The 11,285-nt window shown below is 71.5% G+C and carries 9 protein-coding genes; 8 read left to right on the top strand and 1 reads right to left on the bottom strand.

The window, feature by feature from the left end:
* Entirely contained in the window at positions 1–1,656 is a 1,656-nt protein-coding gene (locus tag CIK71_RS07000) for an ABC transporter substrate-binding protein (protein WP_241964079.1), read from the bottom strand.
* 191 nt (positions 1,657–1,847) lie between these two features.
* On the opposite strand from CIK71_RS07000, the gene CIK71_RS06995 reads away from it, so the two are divergent.
* The 8 genes from CIK71_RS06995 (at position 1,848) to CIK71_RS06960 (ending at position 11,194) form a co-directional block, all read left to right on the top strand.
* Positions 1,848–3,221: an NtaA/DmoA family FMN-dependent monooxygenase gene (locus CIK71_RS06995; RefSeq protein ID WP_096164491.1), complete on the top strand. Its 1,374-nt coding sequence runs from the start codon at positions 1,848–1,850 to the stop codon at positions 3,219–3,221.
* Positions 3,222–3,381: 160 nt separating this feature from the next.
* Positions 3,382–4,362, top strand: a complete 981-nt coding sequence (locus CIK71_RS06990; RefSeq protein WP_096164478.1) for a helix-turn-helix domain-containing protein — start codon at positions 3,382–3,384, stop codon at positions 4,360–4,362.
* 299 nt (positions 4,363–4,661) lie between these two features.
* Positions 4,662–5,699: an iron-siderophore ABC transporter substrate-binding protein gene (locus tag CIK71_RS06985; protein WP_096164477.1), complete on the top strand. Its 1,038-nt coding sequence runs from the start codon at positions 4,662–4,664 to the stop codon at positions 5,697–5,699.
* Positions 5,700–5,732: 33 nt separating this feature from the next.
* Positions 5,733–6,779 carry a FecCD family ABC transporter permease gene (locus CIK71_RS06980; protein WP_096164476.1) on the top strand — a complete coding sequence of 349 codons (1,047 nt, stop codon included), beginning with the start codon at positions 5,733–5,735 and terminating at the stop codon, positions 6,777–6,779.
* A complete protein-coding gene (locus CIK71_RS06975; protein WP_096164475.1) occupies positions 6,776–7,891 on the top strand; it encodes a FecCD family ABC transporter permease in 1,116 nt (371 codons plus the stop codon). Before CIK71_RS06980 ends, CIK71_RS06975 begins: the two co-directional genes overlap by 4 nt.
* The gene (locus tag CIK71_RS06970; RefSeq protein ID WP_096164474.1) at positions 7,888–8,709 is read left to right on the top strand and encodes an ABC transporter ATP-binding protein; all 822 of its coding nucleotides are present in this window, start codon (positions 7,888–7,890) and stop codon (positions 8,707–8,709) included. The genes CIK71_RS06975 and CIK71_RS06970 overlap by 4 nt, the downstream gene beginning before the upstream one ends.
* Positions 8,710–8,884: 175 nt before the next feature.
* Positions 8,885–9,841, top strand: coding sequence for an ATP-grasp domain-containing protein (locus CIK71_RS06965; protein WP_096164473.1), 957 nt, complete (start codon positions 8,885–8,887; stop codon positions 9,839–9,841).
* 246 nt (positions 9,842–10,087) lie between these two features.
* Positions 10,088–11,194 carry a baeRF2 domain-containing protein gene (locus CIK71_RS06960; protein ID WP_096164472.1) on the top strand — a complete coding sequence of 369 codons (1,107 nt, stop codon included), beginning with the start codon at positions 10,088–10,090 and terminating at the stop codon, positions 11,192–11,194.
* Positions 11,195–11,285 lie beyond the last annotated feature (91 nt).

Below are 11,285 nucleotides of genomic sequence, written 5' to 3'. Positions count from 1 at the left end.
TCAGAGCCCTTCTCGCAGGAGGTAGGCGTCGTGGAGGACGGGCTCGCCCTCGCTCGGCTCGATCCAGATGCCCTCGACCAGGTCGGAGCGGGTGGCCAGGCGGGTCTGGATCGGATACAGCGGGATGTGCCAGGCCTGCGCGGTGAGGCGCTCCTGGGCCGCGGTGTAGAGGGCGTCCTGCTCCGCGGGGTCCGTGGTGGCGGCGGCCTCGAGCAGGGTCTCGTCGAGCTCCTCGTCGGCGACCCGCGACACGTTCTGCCCGTTGTCGATGTCCAGGGTCTCCTGGGAGTACTTGATGTACATGACGTTGGGGGTGGGGCTGTTCCAGTAGCGGCCCTGGATGTCGTACTTGGTCGGGTCCTGCTTCACCGCCGTCATGGTCGCGGCGTCCGCCGGGATGAGCTCGACCTCCACGCCGACGCGCTTCTCCATCGCCTGGAAGTTCTGATAGATGGTGAGGTCGGCCGGAGGGGTCTCGCCCGGATCGGAGTTGTACGGCAGGCGGAGGGTGAGGGTCTTCCCGTCCTTCGTGCGGTATCCCTCCTCGTCGCGGCCGGTCCATCCCGCGTCGTCCAGCAGCGCGTTCGCGGTGTCCTCGTCGTAGGGGTAGGGCTCCTGAAGGGTCTCGTCGTAGGTGGGGGTCCCCGAGGAGATCGAGTTGCCCTCGTACGGGAACACGCCGGCGTAGGCGCTCTCGACGATCCCGCGCGCGTCGGAGGCGTGGACGACCGCCTTGCGCACCCGGACGTCGGACAGCGCCGGCCCTTCGGTGTTGAGGTCGAGGGAGAAGGGCACGCCGGCGTGGACGAAGTCGTCGGTGGCGATCGTCGGATCAGCGGTGGCCGTGGGCACGGACTCGGGCGGGACGTTGAAGATCGCGTGCGCCCGGCCCGACTGCAGGGCGCCGAAGCGCGCGGTGTTGTCCTTGAGGAACCGCCAGGTCACCTTCTCCAGGTAAGCGGGCCCCTGGTGCTTCGCATCGGCCGGCGCCGAGGTGTAGTTCTCGTTGCGGTGCATGACGACCTCGCGGCCGCGCTTCCACTCGCTGACGACGAACGGTCCGGTGCCGACCGGGGACTGGCAGTTCTCCTCGAGCCCCCGCGCCATGGCCTTCGGGGACTCGATCCCGAAGAAGGCCTGGGAGAGGACGGTCAGCAGCGGCGAGTAGGGGCGCTTGAGATGGATCCGCACGACATGCTCCGAGACGGCCTCGGCGGAGTCGAAGTACGGCGAGAGGTACAGCAGGTCGGTCGAGGACTGCGTGGCAGGATCCATGATCTGCTCGAAGTTCGCGACCACCGCCTCGGCGTCGAACGGCTCGCCGTCCGTGAACTCGACACCCTGCTTGAGGGTGAAGTCATAGGTCCGCCCGTCCTCGGAGATCTCCCACGAATCGGCGAGCCAGGGGACCACGCTGCCGTCGGCCTGCATGGACACGAGCGAATCGAGGTACTGGCGTGCGATGTAGGTCTGCGGCATGTCCCCGTTGTTGTGCGGGTCCAGGCAGGTCGGCTCACGATCGGTCGCGTAGACCAGCTCGCCGCCCTCCTTCGTGCCTGCAGGCAGCGAGTCGGTGGCCCCCGCCGCACCGCACGCGGCGAGCAGCGTGCCCGCGCAGGCAGCGGCGAGCGCTGCGGCCAGTGGTCGTCGTCGCACAGTCGTCTCCTCGGTCGGATCGGTCTCCTTGGACCATAAGCGCGCCCTTGGGGCAGCCAAAGAAGTGTGAACCCCCGCGAACTCGACCGCGCTGTCCGGAGCGCCGTCGGCGTCGTCGCGTCACGCTGGTTCACGGGAGATGCGCACCTCGGCCCCGAGCGCGGATCGTGCGGGATGACATCGACCACCCCATGATCGGAGTTCCCGTGGCCCCCAAGCCGCTGATCCTCAACCTGTTCGAGATGAACTGCGTCGGCCACATCACCCATGGCCTCTGGCGGCTGCCCGGGAACAACCGGCACCGCTACACGGACGTCACCTACTGGACCGAGCTCGCGCGCCTCGCCGAGGACGGAGGCTTCACCGCGATCTTCATCGCCGACGTGGTCGGTGCCTACGACGTGTACGGCGGCTCCGCCGAGACCGCGCTGCGCGAGGGGATGCAGATCCCCAACAACGATCCGATGATGGTCGTGCCGGCCATGGCCGCGGTCACCGAGCGCCTCGGCTTCGGGATCACCTTCTCCACCAGCTACGAGCCGCCCTTCTCCTTCGCGCGGCGGATGTCCACACTCGACCATCTCACCGGCGGCCGTGTGGGCTGGAACATCGTCACCTCGTACCTGCCCAACGCCGCCCGGAACTTCGGGCTCGCCGAGGAGATCGACCACGATCACCGCTACGAGATCGCCGACGAGTACCTCGAGGTCCTCTACAAGCTGTGGGAGGGCTCCTGGGACGACGGGGCCGTGCTGCGCGACGCCGAGCACAACGTCTACACCGACCCCTCCAAGGTGCACCGCATCAACCACCAGGGCACGAACTTCTCGGTGGCGGGCCCTCACCTCTCCGAGCCGTCGCCGCAGCGCACCCCCACGCTGATCCTCGCCACGGCCTCCCCCGCCGGTGCCGTCCGGGCGGGGCAGAACGCCGAGGTGGTGTTCACCCACGGGCCGCTGCTGGAGCGGACGGTCCCCGCCGTGCGCGCGGCCGCGGAGGAGGCGGGCCGGGACCCCGCGGACCCGAAGTTCGTCGTGCAGGCCGCAGTGATCACGGGACGCACCCAGCAGGAGGTCGACGAGAAGCTCGCGCAGTACCAGGAGCACCGCTCCGCCGAGGGGATGCTCGTGCACCAGTCGGTGCCGATCCGCGCCCTGGACCATCCCCGCGACCGAACCATCGCCGAGGCGCTCGAGATCGAGGGGCTGCCCGCCGACACCCCCGTCGGCCGCAAGGGCGGAGCCTCCACCATCGGTGAGCTGCTCGACGCCGTGGACGAGGCCTGGCAGGACCGCTTCTTCGTCGCCGGGACCCCGGAGGTCGTGGCCGACGCGATCGAGCACTGGCTGGACGTGGACGGCATCGACGGCATCAACCTGCGCCAGTACCACTCCTACGACACCGTGAAGGACTTCGCCGAGCTGGTCTCACCGATCCTCCGCGAACGCGGCCGCCTGCCGGAGCGGAACGGCACGCTGCGCAGCCAGCTGACCGGCACCGACACGCTGCCCGCGACGCATCCCGCGGCTCGTTTCCGGGGCGCTTTCGCCGACGTCGGCGTCTGAGGCCCGCACTGGACGGACGGACCTCTCACCGCCCGGGTCGAGCCGGGGTCCGAACCCCGGTTCGAGACCCGGCTCGAGCCCGGGGCCGCAGTGCGCCTCGAGCCGCCGCTCGAGGCGCCGTGGGACCGCTGCGCCCGGTGACCCCCGGTACGGTGTCCCCATGGTGAGGACCGGGCCGCGCGCTCGTGCAGGAGACCCCGACGCGGGCGCCGTGCCCGGCGAGCCGGGCACGAGCCCGACACGCTCCCGGGACGACGGGGCGGCCGCTTCCTCGGGCGCCGCTGCACGATGGTCCTCCGCGGTCGCCGCCTCGCGCGCCGCGGAGAGCCGCCGGCTCCCGAGCTATGCGGCGGGGAGCGTCGACGTCCCGTACACGATCCTCGGCGGGCAGGAGATCATCGCCCGCGACACCTTCTGGGCCGAGCACTCCCACCCCACGCATGAGCTGCTGTGGAACGAGCGCGGGGTCTCGACGGCGACCATCGGCCGCCGGGTCTGGACGATCACGCCCGGGGTCGGGCTCTGGATCCCGGCCGGGATGCCGCACAGCGGCTTCACCCCCGCGGGCGTATGGCACCGGGCTGCGCAGTTCTCGACGGCACGCGTCGATCCTCCGTCGACCGCTCCGGTAGCGGTGGACATCACGCCCCTGCTGCGCCTGCTGCTGGATCGCCTGATCTCCGAGCACCTCAGGCCCCGCTCCCGGGAGGTCACCGACGCGATGATCCTCGACGTGCTCGCCCCGTCGGAGCACGAGCTGCTGCTCCCGGTGCCGGACCATCCGCTGCTGGCCCCGATCATCGACGCGCTGAGCACGGACCCGGCCGATGCGACCACGCTCGAGCAGTGGGCCGGGCGACTGGGAGTGAGCTCGCGCACAGTCACCCGCACCTTCGAGGCCGCCACCGGCATGAGCTTCCGAGCCTGGGTGTCGACCGCCCGGGCCCAGCGCGCCGTCGCGCTGCTCGCCGCAGGGGAGACGATCGAGGAGGTCGCGCTCCGGGTCGGGTTCCGCTCGACGAGCGCCTTCACGGCGGCATTCCGGCGGGTCACAGGGCTGACGCCGGGCCAGCACCGCCGTGAGTCCCCGCCGCTCGGCGCGAGCACGCCGGAGCCGGCCGCACCCTCGCACGCCCCCTGAACCGCATCGACCGCGCCCGGGCACTCCTGGGCGCAACAGCTCACACGGCGTCCGAGCCGGCCCGCTCTTGTCCGATCTGCGCCAGGATCTGTCGGTTCTGCGCGATTGCGGACACGAACCCTTCCCGCTTAGTATGGTGAGGCAATCCTTAGCGCATCGAGGTGCCCGCGGAGTGGCAGTCCGTCGGCAGCACTCGAGCCGGGCTCTCCGCGGAGCCCGACCCCGCCGCGGATCGCTCCGAGCACACCGCGGGCTACGGCCCGCCCTGCACCCTGTGCAGGACCTCCTGAAAGGCCACCATGCCCCGCTTCTCACGCCGCACGTTCGCCGGCTCCGCCGCCGTCCTCGCCGCCGTCCTGGCCGGCTGCTCCTCGAACGAGGCGACCGATGCCGTCTCCGGCGCCTCCGACGCAGGCGGCGCCCAGGGCGAGATCACGCTCGAGCACGCCTTCGGGACCACGACGATCCCGGCGAAGCCCCAGGTCATCACCACCGTAGCCTGGGCGAACCATGAAGTGCCGCTCGCTCTCGGCGTGGTGCCCGCCGGCATGGCGGCCGCGAACTTCGGCGATGACGACAGCGCCGGCGTGCTCCCGTGGGTGACAGCGAAGCTCGATGAGCTCGGGGCGGAGACCCCGATCCTGTTCGACGAATCCGACGGCATCGACTTCGAGGGCGTCGCGGACACGGCCCCCGAGGTGATCCTGGCGGCCTACTCCGGCCTCACGCAGGAGGACTACGACGCCCTCACCCAGATCGCCCCGACCGTCCCGTTCCCCGAGACCGCCTGGGGCACCTCCTGGCGCGACATGATCACGGCCAACGCCACCGGCATGGGCATGGCCTCCGAGGGCGAGGCGCTGATCGCCGAGCTCGAGGCGCAGATCGAGGAGGCGGTGGCCGCGCACCCCGCGATCGCCGGGAAGAACGTCATGTTCCTGACCCACGTGGACACCACGGACCTCTCGGAGGTCAGCTTCTACACCGCCCACGACACCCGCACCATGTTCTTCGAGGACCTCGGGATGACCATCGCCCCGAGCGTGAAGGCCGCTTCCGAGGAGACCGACGAGTTCTCCTCGACGGTGAGCGCCGAGCAGGCCGACACCTTCTCGGACGTCGAGATCATCGTGACCTACGGCGACGACTCGCTGCTCGAGGCGCTCGCGGCCGATCCGCTGCTCTCGCAGATGCCTGCCGTCCAGCACGGCGCCGTGGTGAACCTCCCCGGCGACAGCCCCCTGGGCACGGCGGCGAATCCGACGCCGCTGGCGATCTCCTACATCCTCGAGGACTACCTGGCCGAGCTGGACCGCGCGGCCTCGGCCAGCGCCTGATCGGGCCTCTCCGTCGTCCCTGACGCTCCTGCCATGACACGTACCGCGACCGCCGTGCCCGGGACCACCGCCGCTCTGCTGCGGCGGGGGTCCCGGATTCGCACGCTCTGGCTGCTCATCATCCTGGTGGCCCTCACCGCCCTCCTGGCGCTCTCGGTGACCATCGGCTCGCGCGACGTGGGCCTCGACGACATCCTCGCCGCGCTCGGCGGCTCGACCGACGGCTTCGGCCCGGCAGCGGTCGCCAAGCGCATCCCCCGCACCCTGCTCGCCGTGGCCGCCGGGGCCGCCCTCGGCGTCTCCGGGGCCGTCATGCAGGGCGTGACCCGCAACCCGCTCGCGGATCCGGGGATCCTCGGCATCAACACCGGGGCTTCGCTCGCCGTGGTGATCGGCATCGCCCACTTCGGGCTCACCGCCGCCTCGAGCTACATCTGGGTCGCGATCGTCGGCGCCGCGGCCACCGCGGTGCTGGTGTACGTGCTGGGCTCCCTCGGCCGGGGCGGCGCCACCCCGCTCAAGCTCGCCCTGGCCGGAGCCGCCACCGGAGCGGCCCTGACCTCCTTCATCAGTGCCGTCGTGCTTCCACGCTCCGACATCGGCGACAGCGTGCGCTCGTGGCAGATCGGCGGCGTCGGCGGCGGCACCTATGCCTCGCTGCAGCAGGTGGCGCCGTTCCTCCTCGCCGGGCTCGCCCTGGCCCTGCTCAGCGCCCGCGGGTTGAACACCCTGGCCCTCGGCGACGAGCTCGCCGCCGGTCTCGGCGAGCGCGTGGGGCTCACCCGGGCGGTCGCTGCGCTCGGCGCCGTGGTGCTCTGCGGCGCAGCGACCGCGGTGACCGGGCCGATCGGATTCGTCGGCCTCGTGGTCCCGCACGCCTGCCGACTGCTGATCGGTGTGGACCACCGGTGGCTGCTGCCCTTCAGCGCCGTCACCGGTGCTGCTCTGCTGACAGCGGCCGACGTGCTCGGTCGGATCGTCTCGCGACCCGCCGAGCTCGACGTCGGCATCGTCACCGCGCTCCTCGGTGCCCCGTTCTTCCTCGCCATCGTGCGCCGGCAGAAGCTGACGGGCCTATGAGCACCACCACCCGCGACGCCACCGCCGCGAGCTCATCCGCGCCCTCGCCCTCAACCCTGCCCTCGACCTCGACCGTGCCCGCCGGGCGGACCCTCGACCGGGTGCGCACGGTCCGACGCCGTCGCCGTGCCCGTGCGCTCGCCACGATCGGCGTGCTCTCGCTGCTCATCCTCGCCGTGTTCTGCCTCTCCCTCATGGTCGGGCGCACCGTCTACCCGGCGAGCGATGTGGTGCGGGTGCTCGCCGGCCAGGACGTGCCGGGCGCATCCTTCACCGTGGGCACCCTGCGCCTGCCCCGAGCGGTGCTCGCGGCGCTCGCCGGAGCCTGCTTCGGGCTGGGCGGGGTGACTTTCCAGACCATGCTGCGGAACCCCCTCGCCAGCCCGGACATCATCGGGATCTCCTCCGGGGCGAGCGCCGCCGCGGCCTTCGGCATCGTCATCCTGGGGCTCTCGGGCACGGCCGTGTCCCTGCTCGCGATCCTCGCCGGGCTCGGCGTGGCCGTGCTGATCTATGCCCTGTCGTATCGCGGAGGGGTGGCCGGGACCCGGCTGATCCTGGTCGGGATCGGTATCGCGGCGATGCTGCAGTCGGTCACGGACTGGGTGCTGTCCAAGGCCGGGCAATGGGATCTGCAGGAAGCGCTGCGCTGGCTCACCGGCAGCCTGAACAACACCTCCTGGGACCAGGCGCTGCCGGTGCTCGGCGCTCTCGTGGTGCTCTCCCCCGTGCTGCTGTCGCGCGCGAAGGAACTGCGCGTCACCGAGCTCGGGGACGACGCCGCGCAGGCGCTCGGCGTGCGGGTCGACCGCACCCGGTTGATCGTCGTCGTGTCCGCCGTCGGCCTCATCGCCTTCGCCACCGCGGCGTGCGGGCCGATCGCGTTCGTCGCGTTCCTGTCCGGGCCGATCGCCGCGAGGATCGTCGGCCCGGGCTCCTCCGCCCTGGTGCCCGCCGCGCTGGTCGGCGCACTGCTGGTGCTGAGCGCGGACCTCGTGGGCCAGTACGCCACCGGCACCCGCTATCCGGTCGGCGTCGTCACCGGCGTGCTCGGAGCGCCGTACCTGATCTATCTCATCATCCGCGTGAACCGTCGAGGGAGCTCCCTATGACCACCGACCACACCCTGCGCGTGGAGGACTTGACCCTCGGCTACGGCGACCGCACCGTGATCGAGGGCCTCGACCTGTCGGTGCTGCCCGGCAGGGTCACCTCGATCGTGGGAGCCAACGCGTCGGGCAAATCCACCCTGCTGCGCTCCATGTCGCGCCTGCTCACCCCGCGCAGCGGACAGGTGCTCCTGGACGGGGAGCAGGTGCACCGCATGCCCGCCAAGCAGCTGGCACGCACCCTGGGCCTGCTCCCGCAGTCCCCGATCACTCCCGAGGGGATCACCGTCGCGGATCTCGTGGGCAGGGGGCGCCACCCCCACCAGGGGATCTTCTCCCGCTGGAGCGCTGCGGACGACGAGGCCGTGGCGGCGGCGCTGGACACGACCCGCTCCGCCGAGCTCGCGGACCGCCCGGTCGACGAGCTCTCGGGCGGCCAGCGCCAGCGGGTCTGGATCGCCATGGCCCTCGCCCAGGACACCGATGTGCTGCTGCTGGACGAACCCACCACCTTCCTGGACGTCAGTCATCAGGTCGAGGTGCTGGATCTGCTGACGGACCTGAACAGCGCGCGCGGGATCACGATCGTCATGGTGCTGCACGACCTGAATCTCGCCGCACGGTACAGCGACCAGCTGGTCATGATCTCCGCGGGCGCAGTCCGAGCCAGCGGCCCGCCCGCCGAGGTCCTCACCGAGGAGGGCGTCCAGGAGGTGTTCGGTCTGACCAGCCGGGTCATCGACGACCCCGTCTCCGGGCTCCCCCTGGTGCTCCCCATCGGCCGTCACCGCGTCCGGCCCGCACCGCAGAGCAGCCGATGACCGGAACGCCGGGGCGCGGGGACACCGCGACCCCAGCGGCCTCGAGCGCAGCAGCTGCCCCCTCCCTCCGCGGCACGTCTCGGCGCGCTGGGCGGGCCATCGGGGCTCCTGCCGCGCTCGACCCCTCGGGCCACTAGGCTGATAGTCCGCCTTCTGAAGCCCCCAAGGAGAACTGATGTCCAGCTCGTCCGCCGCCGTGCACGTGCTGCACGACAACCCGGAGTGGATCCCGCCGTTCCGTCGCGCCTTCGAGGCCGAGGGGGTCCCGCTCGTGGAATGGCACCTCGGCGACGGAACCCTCGACCTGGACGCGGAACCGCCGCGCGGCGTGATCTGGTCCCGGCTCAGCGCCTCCTCGCACACCCGCGGCGCTCCCCTCGCGAAGGACGCGGCGCGGTCGATCACCGCCTGGGCCGCCTCCTGGGGCCGACGCGTGGTCAATGGGCAGCATGTCGCCGATCTCGAGGTCAGCAAGGTCATCCAGCATGCGACCCTGCGACGCGCCGGCTTCGACGTGCCCCGCACCATCGCGGTGTTCGGCCGCGACGGCCTGATCGGCGCCGCGCAGGACATCGAGGCGCCCTTCATCACCAAGCACAACCAGGGCGGCAAGGGCCTCGGGGTGCGTCGCTTCGATGACCACGGGTCCTTCGCCGCCTATGTGCGTGGGGAGGACTTCGAGCAGGCGGCCGACGGCATCACCCTGCTGCAGGAGCTGCTGGTCGCCTCCGAGCCCGCCATCACGCGCGCCGAGTTCGTGGGCGGGCAGTTCGTCTGCGCGGTCCGCGTGGACACCTCGGCCGGCGGGTTCGAGCTGTGCCCCGCCGAGGCCTGCGCCCTGCCCGGCGCAGGAGACGACGGCGTCGCCCCCGAGCCGATGTTCCGACTCCGCCCCGAGGTCAGTGCCGAGGACCCGCTGATCCAGCGATACGCAGCCCTGCTGACGGACCTCGGGATCGAGATCGCCGGCATCGAGTACATGACGACGACCGATGGGCGCACCGTCACGTACGACGTCAACACGAACACCAACTACAACCCGGACGTCGAAGCGGGTCTCGAGGTCTCCGCCGCACGTCGCATCGCCCGTTACCTCGGCGGCCTTCTGCACGAGGCGGAGCAGGCCCGCTGACGGCGCGAGCACCCCACCGCCCGGGAGCTGGTGCCTGACATCGGGCTCGCCGGTCGGCTCACCGGTCGCGTCGTCGGTCGGGTCATCCGTCGAGTCGTCGGTCGGGTCGTCGGACGAATCGTCGGACGCTTCGCCGTTGCGCTTGCGGCTGACCCTCCCGCATGGAAAGGTGACATGACCCACGCGGCGCAATGAGGCCGAGCTGGGAGCTCGGTCCCCGCACGTCCAGCACGCAGGAGGTCATCCGTGAAACTGCCCTGGCTGAAGTCGGCCCTCGAAACCCCCGGCCCGATCACATCGGTCCACCTGGACACGACCCGCACCGATCCGAACGCCGCCGGCGAGCTGGAGGCCCGCTGGGCCCGGATGCGCTCGGAGCTCTCCTCCTCCGGCACGCCGGACGTGATCCTGGAGCAGATCGAGGAGACCGTCCTGGCCCCGTCGCCCGTCGGCGGACGGAACGGTCGCACCGTCCTGGCCACCGATGCGGAGATCCTCGTGGATCGCGTGCTGGCGGCACCGCCGCTGCAGGAATCCGCGCACCGAGGCGACCACCCCCAGCTGCTGCCCCTGATGCAGCTGATCCCCTTCGCCGTCAGCCAGCTCCTGATCGTCGTGGACCGCGCCGGAGCGGATCTCCACCTGCGCGCCCCGGACAACCCCTCGATCGCGCACGGACCGAACGACCTCGGTGAGGACGCCCACGTCGAGGGCGGCCACGACGAGCTGCACAAGGCGCATGCCGGCGGAGGCACCCAGCACGGGTGGCGCGGCAGCAACTTCGAGGCACGGGTCGAGGACTCCTGGGAGCGCAATGCCGATGCCGTGGCCTCGACCGTCGAGAGGCTGCTGCGCGAGCACTCCCCCGACATGCTCATGCTCAGCGGCGACGTCCGGGCGGTGGGTCTGCTCAAGGACGCGCTGGGCCGGGAGAGCCGGGAGCGGGTGATCGAGGTCCCCGGCGGCACCCGCGGCGTCGCCTTCGACCGCGGCTCGTTCCGCGAGGAGCTGGTGCGCGCCACCGAGCAGTTCGTCGCCGACCGTCAGCAGGATCTGGCGGAGCGGTTCCATGAGAGCCAGGCCCGCGACGGAGCGTCCGTCGGCGGCTCCGCCGAAGTGGCCCAGGCCCTGGGCAGAGGCCAGGTGGAGGAGCTGATCTTCGTCACCGGGAACGCCCCCGCCGGTATCGAGGAGCTGCTGCGACAGTCGCTGCTCACCGATGCCGCCGTCTCCGCCCTCCCGGAGGATGCGGCCGGGATCCCCGAAGGCGTCGGGGCGCTGCTGCGCTGGCGCGATGACAGCACGCCCTCCAACAGCATCGGCAGCATGACGGGAGACTCCCGACGGGAGTGACGGCGCGGCAGGACCGTCCGGTCCGACTCCTCGACGGGCCGCACGTCGCCGCCCACGATGGAGGAGCAGGATCCGCGCGGATGCTGCGCAC

This window comes from Brachybacterium alimentarium, assembly GCF_002332425.1.
Taxonomy (GTDB): Bacteria; Actinomycetota; Actinomycetes; order Actinomycetales; family Dermabacteraceae; genus Brachybacterium; species Brachybacterium alimentarium.
This window is presented reverse-complemented; position numbering and strand designations above follow the sequence as displayed.

Coding starts and splice junctions, on each gene's coding strand:
- CIK71_RS06995 (WP_096164491.1), top strand. CDS start 1,848: ATGATCGGAGTTCCCGTGGCCCCCAAGCCGCTGATCCTCAACCTGTTC.
- CIK71_RS06990 (WP_096164478.1), top strand. CDS start 3,382: ATGGTGAGGACCGGGCCGCGCGCTCGTGCAGGAGACCCCGACGCGGGC.
- CIK71_RS06985 (WP_096164477.1), top strand. CDS start 4,662: ATGCCCCGCTTCTCACGCCGCACGTTCGCCGGCTCCGCCGCCGTCCTC.
- CIK71_RS06980 (WP_096164476.1), top strand. CDS start 5,733: ATGACACGTACCGCGACCGCCGTGCCCGGGACCACCGCCGCTCTGCTG.
- CIK71_RS06975 (WP_096164475.1), top strand. CDS start 6,776: ATGAGCACCACCACCCGCGACGCCACCGCCGCGAGCTCATCCGCGCCC.
- CIK71_RS06970 (WP_096164474.1), top strand. CDS start 7,888: ATGACCACCGACCACACCCTGCGCGTGGAGGACTTGACCCTCGGCTAC.
- CIK71_RS06965 (WP_096164473.1), top strand. CDS start 8,885: ATGTCCAGCTCGTCCGCCGCCGTGCACGTGCTGCACGACAACCCGGAG.